At 71.2% G+C, this 18,166-nt stretch carries 12 protein-coding genes and 1 tRNA gene; 3 read left to right on the top strand and 10 right to left on the bottom strand.

The window, feature by feature from the left end:
• Positions 1-227: 227 nt before the first annotated feature.
• Entirely contained in the window at positions 228-1,598 is a 1,371-nt protein-coding gene (locus tag UIS43_RS18065; RefSeq protein ID WP_013151075.1) for an MFS transporter, read from the bottom strand.
• Between the two features lie 525 nt (positions 1,599-2,123).
• Between UIS43_RS18065 and UIS43_RS18060 the strand changes: the two genes are divergently transcribed.
• From UIS43_RS18060 to UIS43_RS18050, 3 genes are read left to right on the top strand one after another with little or no spacing between them, the layout of a single operon-like run.
• Complete coding sequence (locus tag UIS43_RS18060; protein WP_370010951.1) at positions 2,124-2,444, top strand: trypco2 family protein; 321 nt, start codon at positions 2,124-2,126, stop codon at positions 2,442-2,444.
• A complete protein-coding gene (locus tag UIS43_RS18055; RefSeq protein ID WP_370010949.1) occupies positions 2,444-4,999 on the top strand; it encodes a trypsin-like peptidase domain-containing protein in 2,556 nt (851 codons plus the stop codon). Before UIS43_RS18060 ends, UIS43_RS18055 begins: the two co-directional genes overlap by 1 nt.
• Complete coding sequence (locus tag UIS43_RS18050) at positions 4,996-6,417, top strand: extracellular solute-binding protein (protein WP_071620928.1); 1,422 nt, start codon at positions 4,996-4,998, stop codon at positions 6,415-6,417. Before UIS43_RS18055 ends, UIS43_RS18050 begins: the two co-directional genes overlap by 4 nt.
• Before the next feature lie 285 nt (positions 6,418-6,702).
• On the opposite strand, the gene UIS43_RS18045 is transcribed toward UIS43_RS18050, so the two are convergent.
• From UIS43_RS18045 to dnaN, 9 genes are all read right to left on the bottom strand, one after another.
• The gene (locus UIS43_RS18045) at positions 6,703-6,918 is read right to left on the bottom strand and encodes a hypothetical protein (protein ID WP_071620927.1); all 216 of its coding nucleotides are present in this window, start codon (positions 6,916-6,918) and stop codon (positions 6,703-6,705) included.
• 260 nt (positions 6,919-7,178) lie between these two features.
• A tRNA-Ile gene (locus tag UIS43_RS18040) sits at positions 7,179-7,252 on the bottom strand.
• Positions 7,253-7,434: 182 nt separating this feature from the next.
• On the bottom strand, positions 7,435-8,193 hold the full coding sequence (locus tag UIS43_RS18035) for a DUF3566 domain-containing protein (protein ID WP_013151068.1): 759 nt from the start codon (positions 8,191-8,193) through the stop codon (positions 7,435-7,437).
• A 111-nt stretch (positions 8,194-8,304) separates the two neighbouring features.
• A complete protein-coding gene (gene gyrA, locus UIS43_RS18030; RefSeq protein WP_198662471.1) occupies positions 8,305-10,917 on the bottom strand; it encodes a DNA gyrase subunit A in 2,613 nt (870 codons plus the stop codon).
• A 161-nt stretch (positions 10,918-11,078) separates the two neighbouring features.
• The gene (gyrB, locus tag UIS43_RS18025; RefSeq protein WP_013151066.1) at positions 11,079-13,016 is read right to left on the bottom strand and encodes a DNA topoisomerase (ATP-hydrolyzing) subunit B; all 1,938 of its coding nucleotides are present in this window, start codon (positions 13,014-13,016) and stop codon (positions 11,079-11,081) included.
• 467 nt (positions 13,017-13,483) lie between these two features.
• Positions 13,484-13,957: a DUF721 domain-containing protein gene (locus tag UIS43_RS18020; protein WP_174546430.1), complete on the bottom strand. Its 474-nt coding sequence runs from the start codon at positions 13,955-13,957 to the stop codon at positions 13,484-13,486.
• 79 nt (positions 13,958-14,036) lie between these two features.
• Complete coding sequence (gene recF / locus UIS43_RS18015; RefSeq protein ID WP_013151064.1) at positions 14,037-15,170, bottom strand: DNA replication/repair protein RecF; 1,134 nt, start codon at positions 15,168-15,170, stop codon at positions 14,037-14,039.
• Between the two features lie 92 nt (positions 15,171-15,262).
• Positions 15,263-16,162, bottom strand: coding sequence for a phosphogluconate dehydrogenase (NAD(+)-dependent, decarboxylating) (gene gnd / locus UIS43_RS18010; RefSeq protein WP_370010945.1), 900 nt, complete (start codon positions 16,160-16,162; stop codon positions 15,263-15,265).
• A gap of 98 nt (positions 16,163-16,260) precedes the next feature.
• On the bottom strand, positions 16,261-17,400 hold the full coding sequence (gene dnaN / locus UIS43_RS18005) for a DNA polymerase III subunit beta (protein WP_019609535.1): 1,140 nt from the start codon (positions 17,398-17,400) through the stop codon (positions 16,261-16,263).
• Positions 17,401-18,166: the final 766 nt, after the last annotated feature.

The following is an 18,166-nucleotide window of genomic DNA, read 5'->3' as shown; positions in this document are numbered from 1 at the left end:
AGACGTCGGCGCTGGACGGCGGGGACGGGAGCGTGGACCGGCTGTGCCTGCCCGGGTCCGACTCCGGCGCCCGCTTCGCCGCCCTGCTGGGCGACGGGACCCGGCGCGCCAGCGCGCGGAGTCGCGGGGGCGGTGACCGCGCCCCGACCGCGGCGGGTCGACAAGGCGACGGAGCGACAAGGCGACAGAGGTCGGGGCGGCGGACCGGTCCGCCGCCCCGACGCCGCCTACTTGCCGACCGCGTTCGGCCTGGTGCCGTCCGCGTACAGGTCCACGCCCTTGGGCTCCTTCACCAGGGTGACCCCGAGGAAGGAGACCGCGCAGGCCACGACGATGTAGACGCCGATCGACCACGAGGCGCCGGTCTCGGTGAGCAGCAGCTCGGCGATCATGGGCGCGAAGGCGCCGCCGAGGATCGCGCCGAGGGCGTAGCCGATGGACACGCCGGAGTAGCGGACCTCGGCCGGGAACATCTCCGCGTACAGCGCCGACTGGGGGCCGTAGCTCAGGCCCAGGGTGAGCGTGAAGATGAAGACGCCCGCGAAGTACAGGTAGATGTTGCCGGTGTCGACCATGAACCACATCGGCACGGACCAGGCGGCCAGCAGCACGTAGCCGAGCTGGAAGGTCCGCACCCGGCCGAGCTTGTCGCTCAGGATGCCGCCGTAGAGCGTGGAGATGAGCCAGCCGAACGAGGCGAGGGTGGTCGCCAGGAGCACGGGGCCGCGGTCCATGCCGAGGCCGAACTCCTCGACCGGCCGGGAGGCGTAGGTCGCCAGGTAGGCGATGACGAGGTACCCGGCGGCGTTGTTGGCGATGAAGATCAGCGCGGAGAGGACGACCTCACGGGTGTGCTCGCGGAACAGTCGGCCCAGCGGGGCGGAGGTCTCGGCCTTGCGCGCCTGCATGAGCTTGAAGACCGGGGACTCCTCCACGGACTTGCGGATGAGGTGGCCGATGATGATCAGCAGGAAGGACAGGAGGAAGGGGATGCGCCAGCCCCACTCCAGGAACGCCTCCGGGCCGATGGCCGCGGTGATCACCCAGACGACGAAGGTCGCCAGGATCATGCCGCAGGGGACTCCGATCTGCGGGTAGGCGCCGAAGAAGCCGCGCTTGTCGACCGGTGCGTGCTCCACCGACATCAGTGCCGCGCCGCCCCACTCGCCGCCCGCCGAGAAGCCCTGGAGGATGCGCAGGATGATCAGCAGGACGGGCGCGGCCACGCCGATCTGGGCGTAGGTGGGCAGCAGGCCGATCAGGCAGGTGGCGAGCCCCATCATGACCAGGGTCGCCACGAGCACGCGCTTGCGGCCGAACCTGTCTCCGAGGGCGCCCGCGACGATCGCGCCGAGCGGCCGGAAGAGGAAGGAGATGCCGATGGTCGCGAAGGACAGGACCTGGGCCAGCCCCGGGCTGTCCTCGGTCAGCGGCGACAGGAACAGGGGGGCGAGCACGAGGCCGGCGGCCTGCGCGTAGATGAAGAAGTCGTACCACTCGATGGTGGTGCCGACCATGGTCCCGGCGAGGACGCGCCGCCGCTCCCTGGTCTCGATCGCGCCGCCCGGCCCTGGGGCCGTCGAGTCGGAAGTTGCCATTGGTGCTCCGTATGTTCTCTACCGACCGGAGGTCGGATTCCGCTCGTGGGCTCTCGGTATCGGCAGCCACGGTGACAACCACCCGTCCCTCCAGACGCACAAGCGACAGGAAGGACATGTCCGACACCGGACTGAGCCCCAGGACACCATGTCATGTGACTCAAGGCACTTTCTACACCGGGACCTACTTTTCGCAGCTCGAAAGCTATGTCCTGACCGAACGGTCGGTTAGATGAATGGCACTGTCGGTGGCTCGCGGCTCGTGACCAGCCACAGCTCGGCGCCGGGCGGACGACATGTCGGCGGATCGACGAGTCGACATACCGCCGAATCCGTTTCGGGGCGGAAGGGGCCGTGAGCAGGGAGAAGCGGGGCGCTCCGCCCGAGAGCGGTCGTGTACAGCGAAAAACACCCGGTTAGCGACGGACCGGCGTGGAAAACTGACTACCACACCCGTCCTGTGACGTAGACCACGGCTCTGTTCCCGCCGTCCCCACGACGAAACGCCCCCCAGGGAGTCATCAGGTGCTCACCATCGGACTGTCCCAGGCCATCGACGAACTGCGCCGGGAGCTCGCCGCCGCGCGCCGGAAGGGGGAGGGCCACGAGATCGGCATCGAGATCGTCGAGGCCGAGGTCGAACTCCTCCTGGAGGCGCACCATGAGGGAGCCGGGAAGGCCGGTGTGCGCTTCGGTGTGCTCTCCCTCAACGCCGAGGGCAAGGCCGGCCGCAAGGACACGCACCGGATCACGCTGAAGCTCGCCCTGACCGACGCGGACGGAAGGAAACTCGCGATCGCCTCTGATAGCGGAGCGGTCTGGGAGGACCGCAGGGACCTGGACTGATGGACCCGAGGTGTGTCGCGGACGTCCGCGTCGCCAGGGCCGGGGCCGCCTCCAGGGGAGGGACCGGCTACCTCGTCGGGCCCTCCCTCGTCCTCACCGCGGCCCATGTGCTCGACGGCCACGAGCGTGTCGACGTGCGCCTGGGAGCCGACCGGCCGAGCGGTTTCCTGCGGTGCTCCGTCGTCTGGTCGGACCGGAGCACGGACGTCGCCCTGCTGCGGCTGGAGGAGCCGCGGTCCCACCCCTCCGTGCGCTGGGGGAAGCTCTCGGCGGACGAACCGCAGCCGTACCGTTCGCTCGGCTACCCCGACCTCGCGGCCAACGACGGGGGCCGCGACCTGAAGGACCTGCGGGGGACCCTCAGCCCGTGGGACGGCATGGTCAGGAAGGACCTCCGGCTCGACGTCCAGCGGGAGTACGGCAACGACGTGTCGTGGAAGGGGGCCTCCGGCACCGCCGTGTTCGTCAGGGAACGGCTGGTGGGCGTCATCGTCGACCACGACCGGCGCAACGGGGACCTGATCGCCCGCCGGTCCACGCGGTTCGCCCGCGATAAGGACTTCCGGCGCCTGGTCAGGGAGGACGCGGGGACGGAGCCGTGGCTCGTCCCGGTGGACCTCCCGCGCGCGGCGCGCAACACCGCCAGGCGTTTCGTCCGCGCCCGGCTCTCCTCCCTGCGCAGGCTTCCGCACACGCTCGCGGTGGCCGTCCGGGAACGGCGCGGTCACGGCACGCGGGCGGGGACGGCGGCCGTCCCCGCCCGGAGGAGCCGTGCCACGGCCGGGATGCGGGAGCGCCGTGGTGCCGGGCGACCGGTGTGGCCCCTGGCCGTCGCCGCCGTCGCGCTGCTCACCCTGGTCCCGAACGGCGTGTACTGGCTGCGGGCCAACGGCCACCTGGGGCTGGGCCTCCAGTGCGCCCCGCCCACCGAGCTCACCGTGCTCACCACCCCGGACCAGCACGCCGTCGTCCAGCGGGCCGCCGACGACTTCTCCGCCCACGTCGGCGGCCGGGACGAGAGGAGCGGGTGCGTACCCGTGCGCGTCAGCGTCACCGTCGCGGGCGGGGCCGCGCGGACGCGCGAGCTGCTGCGCGAGGGGTGGACCGACCTGCGGGCGGGGCCCCGCCCGCACGTGTGGCTGCCGGACTCCAGCGCGGACGTCGCCCTGCTGCGCGGGGATCCGGGTGACGCGCCCGGCCTGGAGACGGGGGAGGGGAGCGCCACCAGGCTCACACCCGTGGTGCTGGGGCTGCCCGAGTCCGCGGGCGAGGTCCCCGCCTGTTCCGGGACCGACCCGGGCGGAGCGCGTTCGAACCTCGTCGTCTGCACGGCCGCGGCGGCGGAGGCCGGGCTCCTCCTGGCCCGCCCCTCACCGGAGGCCTCGGTCTCGGCGCTGATCCAGACCGAGGCCCTGTACTCCGCGTACGGGGACGGGGGCGCCGAGGAGATCCAGATCGCGGAGGCCCGCGCGACCTCGGCCGGGCTCGACGCCGAGGGCAACCTCGGCCTGCTGTGCGCGCTGCGCGGCGGGAGCGCCGACCCCGCCTCCGTCGGGGTGTTCAGCACCGAGTACGCGATCAACGCCTACAACACGGGCGCGCAGCTGGGCCCCGGGTGCGGGCCGACGGGCGAGGAACCGGACGAGCCCCTGGTCCCCGTCTACTTCTCCGAGACGCCCGGCCTGGACCACCCGTTCGTACGGCTGGACTGGGGCGGCGACGGGGTCGAACGGGAGGCGGAGGCGTTCGGGGAGTGGATGCGGCACCCCCGGGAGACAACGGCCTTCCAGGGCTACCGGACGGTGGAGGGCGCCATGATCGGCGAGGATGCGGAGCGGTCCCTGATGGAGGTCACACACCTCAACTCGGCCCGTCAGGACGGGGAGTGGCGGGAGCGGCTGGAGTCCGGGCTGCGGCAGCAGGAGCGCTCCCGCACCCCGGTCGAGGTCCTGCTCGTGGTCGACCGCTCCGACTCCATGAGCGGCCCCGGCACGGGCGGCACCCGGCTGGCGACCGCGCAACAGCTGGCCCGGACCGCCGTCGGCCTCCTGGGGGAGCAGGACACCGTGGGGGTCTGGACCTTTCCCGAGGGCGGACCGGGCAACGACGTCACCGGCCAGGAACGCGTCCTGCCCCCGGAACCGGGCATGGACGCGCGCAGGGAGGAGTCGGCGCGCGAGGCGATCGACGCGCTGAGCGCCGAGTTCCCGGCCACCCCGCTGGCCGACGCCGTCCGCGACGGCGCCGAGGAACTGGAGTCCTGCGCCGACCGTCCGGGGGAGCCCGGCGCCTGCGCCCTGGTCGTCCTCACCGACGGCGTCGCCCTCCCCGAGCCGCGCGGCGGCGCGCGGGCGGACGACGTGGCCGCCGTGCTGGAGGACCTCGACGAGCGCGTGCGGGTGCACGTGGTGTCCGTGGGCGACGAGGGGTGCGGCGGGGACGGGCTGCTCAGCCGGCTGGCGGGCGCGGGGGCCGAGTGCCACCACCCGCGCGCCGACGAACTCGAACAGGTCGTCTACGGCATCGTGGCCGGGACCAGGACGGCGACGCCGTGAGGGCCCGCCCGAGGCCGCCGCGGCCGGTCGTGTGCGCGCTCCTGTCGCTCCTGCTGCTGGGCTCCGCCGCCTGCGACGCACGGGGCGAGCGGGACGAACGGGTCCTGCGCGTCGCCCTCCCCGTTGACGTCACCGCCACGGAGGACACGGGCGGGGGCGGGGTGTACACGCGGCTCATCGAGCGCTGGGAGGCGGAGAACGAGGGGTGGGAGGTCGACGTCCGGTGGCTCTCGCCCCGGGCGGACGAGCAGCGCTCGCAGATGGTCGTGGCGATGCAGGCCGACCCGGCGGCCTACGACGTCCTCCTCCTCGACAACCAGTGGGTGCCGGAGTTCCACGAACGCGGCTGGCTGGCGGAGGTGGACACCGGCGGAGACGGCCCGCTGGCGTGGAACGGCTTCCTGGGCCGCGCCCGGGACGCGGTGTGCTACGAGGGCCGGGCGCGGGCGGTGCCGTTCCACATGGACGTGGGCCTGCTCTACTACCGCGCCGACCTGGTCGGCCCCGAGGAGGTCACCGCCCGGATCGAGGAGGACGGCTGGCGCGGGCTGCTCGGCCTCGCGGACGAGGTACGCGACGAGCACGGCCTGGAGCACGGGTACACGGGCCAGTTCGGCGACTACGAGGGCCTGACCGTCAACGCCCTGGAGTTCGTCCTCGGCGGGCATCCCGGTCTGGAGGCGGACAGCCGGGGGACCTTCCACGGGTCGGACGGGGCGGACGGCGGCGGGGCGGAGGACGGCTGTGTCACGTCCGCCGGTGCGAGCGGCGAGTTCCAGGGCCTGGAGGTGCTGGAGGCGGGGCTGGAGCCCGAGGCCGGGGGTGTCATCCCGCGCGCGGCCCTGGAGGAGACCGAGACCGAGAGCCTGAACCGGTTCCGCGGCGGCGAGGTGGTGTTCATGCGCCACTGGCCCCGGGTCGTGCCCCAGCTCCAGGCCGACTCCGAGAGCGCCGAGACGCTCCGGGAGGGGCTGCGCTGGGTCGGCTGGGCGGGGGAGGCCGGGGGCGGCGACCCCGCGTTCGGGGTGCTCCGGCTGCCCGCGGCCGTGCTCGGCGGCAACAGCCTGGCGGTCACCGGGGAGTCGCCGCACCGGGACGAGGCCTGGAGCCTGGTCGCGGCCATGACCGGGCAGGAGGTCCAGGCGGAGTTCCGGGAGGCCGGTCTGCTCCCCGCCCGCGGCAGCGGCTACCGGCTGAGCGACGCCGAGGACCGGGACGTGCGGTACTGGGAGGAGCTGCGCGACGCCGTCGGCGAGGGACTGCTGCGGCCGCGCACCCCCTACTACCCGTACGTGAGCGAGGTGCTGCGGGACCACGTGGACACGCAGATCCGCCCGGGCTCGACCGACCCGCACCCCGAGGACATGGTGTGCGAGCTCAACGCCGCGCTCGCCGGGAGGGTCAGCACGTGCGGCTGACGGCCCCGGGCGGCAGGTCCCCGGGTCGACAGGTACATGAATCGACACGTGCACGAGTCGACACGTCGACCCGGAGCCTCTTCCCGGCTCGACCGGGCGCGGCGGCGGAGCCGGGCGGCGCCCGTTCCGTCGACCGGTTCCGTCGCGGGCCCTACCGCCCGCCCCGGCCGTAGCCCTGGTTGACCTGGATCTGGAGCATGTTGCCGAGGTGGTGGTGCAGGCTGGCGGCGACCTCGCCGCCCTCGCCCCAGTCGACGACGCCGAACTTCATGCTGGGCGTCACCCTCATGCGCGTGCCCCGGGGATGGGGAAGAGGTCGACGTACACGTTGAACCCCCGGGTGAGCAGGCTCATGCCGGTGGAGAAGGCGTAGCGGTAACCGGCGCCGGGCACCGGGTTCCCCGGGCCCGAGGCCCCCTTGGTGCGCGACACGGAGTGGGGGAGCATGTTCCACACCTGGTTGATGTGGAACGGAAGCTGGTAGTCGAAGGTCGTGGCCACGCTTCTCCGTCCTCGCTCTGGAGGCCTCCCGCGTCCCGCGCTCCGGGGCGGAGGTGACGACGCCCTCCCGGTGCGCCGCATCCTACAGGTGCCCTGATCGCACCAGCGTCCCCGAGTCGACGGGCACACGAGTCGACAGGTCGACACGGCCCGTTGTCGACACGGGGACACGGTGCCCGGCCGGGCCGCGCCTCGGGCGCCGACGCACGTGTGACGCGCGGACATGAGAAAAGGCCCCCCGTGGGGAGCCTTCTCGTGTGTGGGCGTACCAGGACTTGAACCTGGGGCCTCATCCTTATCAGGGATGCGCTCTAACCGACTGAGCTATACGCCCTTGCTGCGTGTGGAACTCTACCGCATCGGCGGGACCGGGGCGAACCGGTGATCCGGGGCGGACGCGAGGCGGGACGCGGCGCACGCGTCCCTTTCCACCTCCCATTTTACCCGGGTGCGGAAGTGCTCCGAACCAACGCGTGAGGGCCCGGCCCCAGCGGGGGCCGGGCCCTCACGGCGGTGCTACTCGGCCTCGGACAGCGTCACGTCGATGCCGCCGACCAGGTCGGCGACGAGGTTGTACAGCATGGCGCCCACCGTGGACAGGGCGGTGATCAGCACGATGTTCAGCGCGCCGACCACGCCGGTGTACCCCAGGACGCGGCCCGGCGAGAACCAGGAGGCCGGGTCGAGGCCGAGCTCGTCCTCGGTCCCGTCGCCCTCCAGGAGCGCCGTGAGCATGTTGGTCAGCTCGTCGAAGACACCCAGCATCGACAGCGTCGCGTAGATCACCGCGATCGCCACGAACAGGATGATGAAGCACACCAGGGAGACGACGAAGCTGAACTTCATCACCGACCACGGCTCCACACGGGAGACCGACAGGTGTGCCTTACGGCTGGACAGGCTGGCCTTCACGGCGCTCGGACCCTCAGGCACCGAGGTCTTCGATTCGGACACTGGCGTTCCCCCCGCTTCGGCGCGGTCCTCCGCCACGGATCCGGCCGGTCCGGCGGCGGTCCCGGACCCGGTGTCCGCCTTGTCGGCGGAGCCCTCGTCCTCGTCGCCGGGCTTGCTCCCCGACTCCTCGCCGGACTCCTCGGCCGTGCCGGCCTCGGTGGCGCCCGTCGCCGCCTCGGCCTTGTCGCCGACCTCGGTGGTCACGGCGGCCCCCGCTTCTGCCGTGTCCTTCTCGGTCGTCTCCACGTCCCCGTCCCGGGCGGTCTCCGCCGTGTCCGGGTCGGTTTCGTTCGTGGTGGTGTTCCGCTGGTTGTCAGACATAGAAACGTTACCGCTGGACTTTCCTTGAGAACGGGTGATTGGCGCGACCAGGGTGTCCGCGGGGTCCGCGCAAAACGAACCCCGCGGCCCATATGGGGCCTAACGCGAAGTCTAGGCCTCCGGGTTGCCTTCGGCGTTCGCGTTCACGTCCTCGGCCGTGTCGGCGGCCGCTTCACCCGCGTCCTCGGCCGTCTCGACGGCCTCCTCCTCGGCGGCCTCGGCGTTGCGCGCCACGGCCACGATCTTGTTGCCCTTGGCCAGGTTCATCAGCCGGACGCCCATGGTCGTGCGGCCGGACCGCTTGACCTCGTCGGCACCGGTGCGGATGACACCGCCAGCGGAGGTGATCGCGAAGACCTCGTCCACCTCGGGGTCGATCATCAGGGCGCCCACCAGCTTGCCGCGGGCCTCCACCACCTTGGCCGTCAGCACGCCCTTGCCGCCGCGGTTCTGCACCGGGTACTGGTCGGACGGGGTGCGCTTGGCGTAGCCGTTCTCGGTGGTGACCAGGACGTCCGTGGAGCCGTCGCCGGGCCGGATGACGTCCATGCTCAGCAGGTAGTCGTCCTCCAGGAACCGCATGCCGATCACGCCGCTGGTGGCGCGGCCCATGGGGCGCAGCGACTCGTCGGAGGCCGGGAACCGGATCGCCTGGGCGTCGCTGGAGATCAGCAGCAGGTCGTCGTCGGGGAAGACCAGCCGGGCGGCGATCAGCTCGTCGCCCTCGCGCAGGTTGATCGCGATGATGCCCGCCGCGCGCGCCGAGTCGAAGTCCTCCAGACGGGACTTCTTGACCAGGCCCTCACGGGTGGCGAGCACCAGGTACGGGGCGGCCTCGTAGTCGCGCAGCGCCATGATCTGCGCGATCTCCTCGCCCGGCTGGAACGGGAGCAGGTTCGCCACGTGCTGGCCGCGCGCGTCGCGGGCGGCCTCGGGCAGCTCGTAGGCCTTCGTGCGGTACACCCGGCCCTGGTTGGTGAAGCACAGGATCCAGTTGTGGGTGGTGGTGACGAAGAAGTGCTGGACGATGTCGTCCTGCTTGAGCTGGGCCCCGCGCACGCCCTTGCCGCCGCGCTTCTGGGCGCGGTAGTTGTCGATGCGCGTGCGCTTGGCGTATCCACCGCGGGAGATCGTGACGACCACGTCCTCCTCGGCGATGAAGTCCTCCATGCGCATGTCGCCCTCGAAGGGGATGATGTGCGTGCGCCGCTCGTCGCCGTACTTCTCCACGATCTCGCCGAGCTCCTCGCGGATGATGCTCCGCTGGCGCGTGTCCGATTCGAGGATGTCGTTGTAGTCGGCGATCTGCGCCATGAGCTCGTCGTACTCGGCCGTCAGGGCGTTGCGCTCCAGGGCGGCGAGCTTGCGCAGCTGCATGTCGAGGATGGCGCGGGCCTGGATGTCGTCGATCTCCAGCAGGTCCATCAGGCCGGTGCGGGCCTGGTCCGCGGAGGCGCTGGCCCGGATGAGGTTGATGACCTCGTCGATGCGGTCCATGGCCCGCAGCAGCGCGCGCAGGATGTGCGCCCGCTCCTCGGCCTTGCGCAGCAGGTACCGGGTCCGGCGGACGATGACCTCGACCTGGTGCTTGACCCAGTGCCGGATCATCTGGTCCAGGCGCAGGGTGCGCGGCACCCCGTCGACCAGCGCGAGCATGTTCGCGCCGAAGGTCTCCTGGAGCTGCGTGTGCTTGTAGAGGTTGTTCAGCACGACCTTGGCGACGGCGTCGCGCTTGAGCACGATGACCAGGCGCTGTCCGGTGCGGCCGCTGCTCTCGTCGCGCACGTCGGCGATGCCGGTGATCTTGCCGTCCTTGACCAGGTCGGCGATCTTGAGCGCGAGGTTGTCCGGGTTGACCTGGTAGGGCAGCTCGGTGACGACCAGGGTCTGGCGGCCCCGCTTGTCCTCCTCCACCTCGACCACGGCGCGCATGGTGATGGAGCCGCGCCCGGTCCGGTACGCCTCCTCGATGCCGCGCTTGCCGACGATGAGCCCGCGGGTGGGGAAGTCGGGGCCCTTGACGCGTGCGATGAGCGCGTCGAGCAGCTCCTCGTCCTGCGCCTCGGGGTTGTCGAGGTACCAGTTGACGCCGTCGGCGACCTCGCGCAGGTTGTGCGGCGGGATGTTGGTGGCCATGCCGACCGCGATGCCCGAGGAGCCGTTGACCAGCAGGTTCGGGAAGCGGGCGGGCAGCACGACGGGCTCGGAGGAGCGGCCGTCGTAGTTGGGCCGGAAGTCGACGGTGTCCTTGTCGATGTCCCGGAGCATCTCCATGGCCAGCGGCGCGAGCTTGCACTCGGTGTAGCGCATGGCGGCGGCCGGGTCGTTGCCCGCCGAGCCGAAGTTGCCGTTGGGGTCGACCAGCGGCATCCGCATGGACCACCACTGCGCCAGGCGCACCAGGGTGTCGTAGATGGCGCTGTCACCGTGCGGGTGGTAGTTGCCCATGACGTCGCCGACGACGCGGGCGCACTTGAAGTAGCCGCGGTCGGGACGGTAGCCGCCGTCGTACATCGCGTAGAGCACGCGCTGGTGGACCGGCTTGAGGCCGTCGCGCACGTCGGGCAGGGCGCGGCCGACGATGACGGACATCGCGTAGTCGAGGTAGCTGCGCTGCATCTCGACCTGGATGTCGACGGGCTCGATCCGGTCGGTCACGCGCGGCGGGGCCTCCACAGTGGAGTCCCCGCCCTCAGGGGCGTCGGGGTTGTTCGCATCCGTCACGGATGTCGGTCCCTTCTACGAAGCTTGCTTGAGCACGGGTGGGAGCGGGGCCCGGGTCCTCGGGGCCCAGGCTGTGCCTCTCGGACCGGCCTCCGCTCGCGGGGGTCGGTTCGGGCGTCCGAACACGGACCGGAGCGGGGCGGAGGTCCGGAAGACACCGCCTAGATGTCCAGGAAGCGGACGTCCTTGGCGTTGCGCTGGATGAAGGCGCGCCGCGACTCGACGTCCTCACCCATGAGCACGCTGAACAGTTCGTCGGCCTGGGCCGCGTCCTCCAGGCTGACCTGGAGCAGGACGCGGCGGTCCGGGTCCATCGTGGTGTCCCACAGCTCGTTGGCGTTCATCTCGCCCAGACCCTTGAAGCGCTGCACCATGTCGCGCGGGCGCGGGTCCCTCTTGCCCTGGGCGATCCCGGCCTCGATGACCCGGTCGCGCTCGGCGTCGGAGAAGGCGTAGCTGGCGTCGCTGCCCTTCTGGTCCCACTTGATCTTGTACAGCGGCGGCGCGGCCAGGTAGACGTTCCCGGCCTCGACCAGCGGCTTCATGAAGCGGAACAGCAGGGTGAGCAGCAGCGTGCGGATGTGCTGGCCGTCGACGTCGGCGTCGGCCATCAGGATGACCTTGTGGTACCGCAGCTTCTCGGCGTCGAACTCCTCGTGGATGCCGGTGCCCAGGGCGGTGATGATCGCCTGGACCTCCGCGTTCTTGAGGATGCGGTCGATGCGCGACTTCTCGACGTTGAGGATCTTGCCCCGGATGGGCAGGATGGCCTGGTTGTGAGGGTTGCGGCCGCCCTTGGCGGAGCCGCCGGCCGAGTCGCCCTCGACGATGTAGACCTCGCACTCCTCCGGGTTGGTGGACTGGCAGTCCGACAGCTTGCCCGGGAGGGAGGTGGTCTCCAGAAGGGTCTTGCGGCGGGTCAGGTCGCGCGCCTGGCGGGCGGCCACGCGCGCGCGGGCGGCCTGGCTGGCCTTGGACACGATGTCCTTGGCCTCGCCGGGGTTGCGCTCGAACCAGTCGCGCAGGTGCTCGTTGGTGACCTTCTGGACGAAGGACTTGGCCTCGGTGTTGCCCAGCTTGGTCTTGGTCTGGCCCTCGAACTGCGGGTCGGCCAGCTTGACCGAGATGATGGCGGTCAGACCCTCGCGGATGTCGTCGCCGGTGAGGTTGTCGTCCTTCTCGCGCAGCAGCTTCTGGTCGCGGGCGTACCGGTTGACCAGGGTGGTCAGCGCGGAGCGGAAGCCCTCCTCGTGCGTGCCGCCCTCAGCCGTGTTGATGGTGTTGGCGAAGGTGTGCACGGAGGAGGTGTAGGACTGGTTCCACTGCATGGCGATCTCGACCGAGATCCCCTCGCCCTCCTCCTCGAAGGAGATGATCGACGCGTGCGCCGGCTCCTTCTTGGCGTTGATGTGGCGGACGTAGTCCGACAGCCCCTCGTCGTAGTGGAAGGTGTTGACCGTCGGTCCGCCGTCGGTGTGCTCGGGCCGCTCGTCGCGGATGGTGATGGACAGCCCCTTGTTGAGGAAGGCCATCTCCTGCATGCGGCGGGCGAGCGTCTCGAAGGAGAACGTGGTGGTCTCGAAGATGTCGCCGTCCGGCCAGAAGGTGATCTGGGTGCCGGTCTCGTCGGTGCTCTCGCCCTTGACGAGTTCGCCGGTGGGCGCGGTCATCTCGTAGCGCTGGCGCCACACGTGCCCGTGGAGGCGGATCTCCACCTCCAGCGCGGTGGACAGCGCGTTGACGACGGAGACGCCGACGCCGTGCAGGCCGCCGGAGACCGCGTAGGACTTGCCGTCGAACTTGCCGCCCGCGTGCAGCGTGGTGAGGACGACCTCGACGGCGGGGCGCTTCTCCACCGGGTGGAGGTCGGTGGGGATGCCGCGGCCGTTGTCGGCCACGCACACGCCGCCGTCGGCCAGCAGGGTCACCTCGATGGCGTCGGCGTGGCCCGCCAGCGCCTCGTCGACGGAGTTGTCGACCACCTCGTAGACCAGGTGGTGCAGGCCCCGCTCCCCTGTGGAACCGATGTACATTCCGGGGCGCTTGCGGACCGCCTCAAGCCCCTCCAGAACCGTGATTGAACCTGCGTCGTAGGCCAAGTGGGAACACCCTCCTGCTGGGGACGCCTGCCGACCGCGGCCGAGCGGCGACGGTCACCCGTGACACGGTGATCGGGAGGGTCTGCGTGCCGCGACACCTGGGGGATCACCGTTCGCCACAGGGGCCGTCCGCCCACCCTCTTCTGGGGGCGTGGGACCGGCTACAGGCGTCTGAAGAACCGTCTCCATGATACCCCGCACGGTGCGACAAAGTGGCATTGGCGGCCCTGTGCCGCCTCACAACGAACGTTCAGGGAGGGAGACGACTCCCTACACGCGGGAGGGGCTGCGCGCAAGTCCCGGTGCGGTTGAGTGCCGCCTGCGGCGACCGGCGGCCCCGGGGCGGCCCGGAGCCCCTCCCCGGCCGCGCCGGACACCCTCCGGAACGGCGTTCACCTGGGGATATCCACAAGCCGCGAAAGTGGAGGAAACGGGCACCCCGGCCCCGCGGCCCGGGCGGGCGCGCCTCAGCGGCGCCGGAAACCGGGTCCGCGGACCTTGATGGCGACGACCGTGCCGTCGCCCAGCTCCTCGTTGAGACGGCGCATGAGATCGCGCACCATCGCTCGCGCGTGGGCCGCCATGGTGGGCGAATCGGCCACCACGACCAGTTCCCCGTCCGAATAGCTCTCCGGACGCAGGTGTTCCGCGTTGAAATCGCCCACGATATCCGCCCAGCGGCCGAACACGCCGCCGATGGCCACCTGCTCCTGCCAGCCGTGCTCGATCAGCCACGTGCGCACGGCCTCACCGAACATCTGGGGCTCGTTGCGTGACCGCAACCGGCCACGCCGACGCGAGCGCTGGAGGCCTCGGGGCACCGCGCCGCGGTCCTTGGCCTCGGCCCGGGCGCGCGCGAGCGCCTGGCGGGCCAGGTCGGCCCCCGTCGGGGCCGGGGGAGCCGACGGCCCCGGCTCCGACGGACGCCGCGCCCCGTCCACAGGCTGTGGACGCAGTCCTCCGCCGCCGTGGTCGGCCGCGCCGGAGGCCGATCCCCGGTCCACAGGGTGTGGATAACGCTCACTCACCCGCGACGCCCCCCTCGCGCACGCCGAACCGGGCCCCGTCCAGCTCCTTGGGGATGTCCTCGGGCACGGCCGCGGTCACCAGGACCTGTTCGGCGTCGCCGACGCGCTCGGCCAGCCTGCGGCGGCGCTCGCTGTCCAGCTCGGCGAACACGTCGTCCAGGATCAGCACCGGGTCGTCTCCGTCGGAGCGCAGCAGGTCGAAGGCGGCCAGCTTGAGCGAGAGGGCGTACGACCAGGACTCGCCCTGGCTGGCGTAGCCCTTGGCGGGCATCCCGCCCAGTCGCAGGACCAGGTCGTCGCGGTGCGGGCCCACCAGGCTGACGCCGCGCTGGAGCTCGCGGTCGCGGGCCTCGGCCATGGCCGCGCGCAGGGTTTCCACAAGCTGTGGACGGCCGGTCGGCGGTTCGACCCCCTCGGGGACCGCGCCGCTGCGGTAGTCGGGGACGGCCGGGCCCCCGGAGTCGGTCAGCCCGGCGTAGGCCTCGGCGATCCTCGGGCGCAGCTCCTCCACCAGCTCCAGCCGCGCCGCCAGCAGCTCCGCGCCCGTCTCCGCCAGGTGGGAGTCCCACACCTCCAGCGTGCTCAGGTCGGGCGCCGAGCGCTGGCGGAACATCCGGCCGGAGGCCGACTTGAGCAGGGCGTTGCGCTGCTTGAGCACCCGGTCGTAGTCCGAGCGCACACCCGCCATCCGGGGCGCGCGCGCCACCAGCAGGTCGTCCAGGAACCGGCGCCGCTCGCCGGGGTCGCCCTTGACCAGGGCCAGGTCCTCCGGGGCGAAGAGCACGGTGCGCAGGATCCCCAGGACCTCGCGCGGACGGCCCGCGGGCGCCTGGTTGATCCGGGCCCGGTTGGCCCTGCCGGGGTTGAGCTCCAGGTCCACGACCATGGACCGCTCGTCGCGCACCACCTTGGCCCGGACGATCGCGCGGGGGGCGCCCTGGCGGACCAGCGGGGTGTCGGAGGAGACCCGGTGGCTGCCGAGGGTGGCCACGTAGCCGATCGCCTCGACCAGATTGGTCTTGCCCTGGCCGTTGGCGCCGACGAACACGCTCACGCCGGGGCCCATCTCCACGAGGGCCTCGCGGTAGGACCGGAAGTCGGCCAGTTGCAGGTGGGATACGTACATCCGGCCTTCCTCCTGGGGCGGCGGCGGTCGGGGGAAGGGGGCGCTCCCGGGGACGGCCCGTGGGCTGCGTCCCCGGGTCGGGGGAGGACGCCTCAGACGTCGATGTCGTCGGAGGTCTCGGCGCGGTGCACGGCGTGCCCGCCGAACTGGTTGCGCAGGGCCGCCACGACCTTCATCGCCGGGCTGTCGTCCTGGCGGGAGGCGAACCGCGCGTACAGGGAGGAGGTGATCGCCGGGGCCGGGACCGCGAGGTCCACGGCGGCCTGGACGGTCCAGCGGCCCTCGCCGGAGTCCTCGGCGTAGCCGCGCAGGCGCGACAGCTCGGGGTCCTCCTCCAGGGCCCGCGAGAGCAGGTCCAGCAGCCAGGAGCGCACCACGGTGCCCTCGCGCCAGCTCTCGAACGTGCCGGGGACGTCGTCCACGAGGCCGGAGGCGACCATGAGCTCGTAGCCCTCGCCGAAGGCCTGCATCATGCCGTACTCGATGCCGTTGTGGACCATCTTGACGAAGTGTCCTGCGCCGACCGCTCCGGCGTGGACGAAGCCCACGCCCTCCTCGGGCACGAGGGAGTCGAAGACCGGGCGGGCCTTCGCGACCTCCTCGGCCGGGCCGCCGACCATGATGCCGTAGCCGTTCTGGCGGCCCCAGACACCGCCGCTGACACCGACGTCGAGGTAGCCGACGCCCTTCTCCGCCAGCGCCTTGGCGCGGACGCGGTCGTCCGCGTAGTGGGAGTTGCCCCCCTCGATGACGAGGTCTCCCTCGTCCAGGAGTTCGCCCAGTTCGGCGATGGTCGCGGCCGTGGGGTCGCCCGCGGGGACCATCACCCAGACCACCCGGGGGGCGGCCAGCCGTTCGACCAGTCCGACCAGGGTGTCGACGTCGCGCTCCGGCGAGGCGACGTCGTACCCGACGACCTCGTGGCCCTTCTCCCGCAGCCGGGCGGCCATGTTGCCGCCCATCTTGCCGAGACCGATCATTCCGAGCTGCATGGTTGCTCTGCTCCCCTTCGCCGCCTGTGGATGGACGCCGGCCGACCCGGGTCGCGGACCGGATCCGGCAGGTGCCAGTCAATCGAACCGGCCGCGGATCAGCCCGGCTGACGCACCGGCATGATCAGGTAGCGGTACTCGGGGGAGGAACCCTCCTCCGCGGGCTTGCCGGTCAGGATCGACGGCTTGGTCGAGGTGGTGAAGTGCAGGCGGGCCACGTCGGTGCCGATGGCGCCGAGCCCGTCCAGGAGGAACCCGGAGTTGAAGGCGATCTGGATGTCGTCGCCGTCCAGGTCGGCCTCCAGGACCTCGACCGCCTGCGCCTCCTCGCCGGTGCCCGCCTCCAGGACCAGCTGGCCCTGGCTGAAGGACAGCCGCAGCGGGGTGTTGCGTTCGGCGACCAGCGAGACGCGCTTGACCGCCTCGACGAACTCGGAGCGGCTGACCTCGGCCACCGAGTTGAAGGTGTCCGGCAGCAGCGCCCGGTACTTGGGGAACTCGCCGTCGAGCAGGCGGGTCGTGGTGCGGCGGCCGCCGCCCTCGAAGCCGATCATGCCCTCGCCGGAGCCGCCGTCCGAGAGGGCGATCGAGACCTCGGCGCCCGAGGTGAGCGACTTGGCGGTGTCGTGGAGGGTCTTGGCCGGGACCAGCGCGACCGCGGACAGGTCGGGGTTCTCCGGCTTCCAGGTGAACTCGCGCACGGCCAGGCGGTAGCGGTCGGTGGAGGCGAGCGTGATGGTCTCGCCCTCGATCTCGACGCGCACGCCGGTGAGCATCGGCAGGGTGTCGTCGCGCCCGGCGGCCACGGCCACCTGGCTGACCGCGGCGGCGAAGGCGTCGCTGCCGACGGTCCCGCTCACACCGGGCATCTCCGGGAGCGTGGGGTAGTCCTCCACCGGCATGGTGGTCAGGGTGAACTTCGCGCTGCCGCCGGTGACGACGACCTTGGCGCCGTCGGTGGAGATCTCCACGGGCTGCGCGGGGAGGTTGCGGGTGATCTCGGCCAGGAGCTTACCGGTGACCAGGACCGTGCCCGGCTCCTCGACCTCGACGTCCACCGCGGCCTGGGTGGAGACCTCGTAGTCGAAGCCGGACAGGCGCAGCTGCTGGCGGCCGTCGAACTCACCGGCCTCCAGCAGGATGCCGACGAGCACCGGCACCGAGGGGCGCGTCGGGAGTGTGCGCGCGGTCCAGGCGACCGCCTCGGCCAGTACGTCGCGTTCGACCCGGAACTTCACTTTCCGACTCACTTTCCGCACGACCGGCGTGCCGGTCGAAGCCTCAACGTTGCAGCTCGTGGATCTGTGGGTCCACCGAGGGCTCCGTCCACAGGGCTGTGGAGGCCGCGCCGGTGGCGCCGGGAGCTGTCTCGGATCCCGTACGGGGTCACCGCTCGGATGCGGGCGGCGGAGGACAGGGGCGAGACCACACGTTACCCGGATTCACCCGCTGCCGCTGACAGCTCAGCACCGGGCTGTCGTCGCGCCTGTCTCGGAGAGTTGTCCACAGATTTTCCGCGGAGCGGTTGTGAAGCCACATCTTGGTTAATGAAGGTGCGCAGTAGTAGTAGGGCCTGTGGATAGTGTGGATAACCCTTGTTTTCGCAGGTCAACCTGCGAATTTTTGTCCACAGGTCCTGTGGGTAACCCTGTGGGTAACTTGGCCCGCCTGTGGACGAACGAAGCCGTCCCCAGGTTTTCCACACTCCGTCCACAGCTTCGTCCACAGGTTTTCCCCAGGTTCTCCACAAGGATCGGTGGTTCAGTCATCGGATGACCCACCGCCGCGTCCACAGGGACAGGGGTGGTTACCCACAGGCTCGGCGCGCTTTTCCACAGGTTGTCCACAGGGTTGTCCACAGATTTGACCCCCCTCCTGTGGATAACTTGGGCGAGAGAGCGCCAAAATTTTTTTCCGAGCCCCTCCACAGAACACCCGAACCCCGACAAAGGGTCTGTGCACAGGTTTGTCCACAGGGGAGTTCCCCCTTCCGCGCGCCGAACA

The sequence above is a fragment of the Nocardiopsis sp. LDBS0036 genome (assembly GCF_041228755.1).
Lineage (GTDB): Bacteria > Actinomycetota > Actinomycetes > Streptosporangiales > Streptosporangiaceae > Nocardiopsis > Nocardiopsis dassonvillei.
The sequence above is the reverse complement of the archived record's forward strand: the minus strand, read 5'-3'. Positions and strand labels throughout refer to the sequence as shown.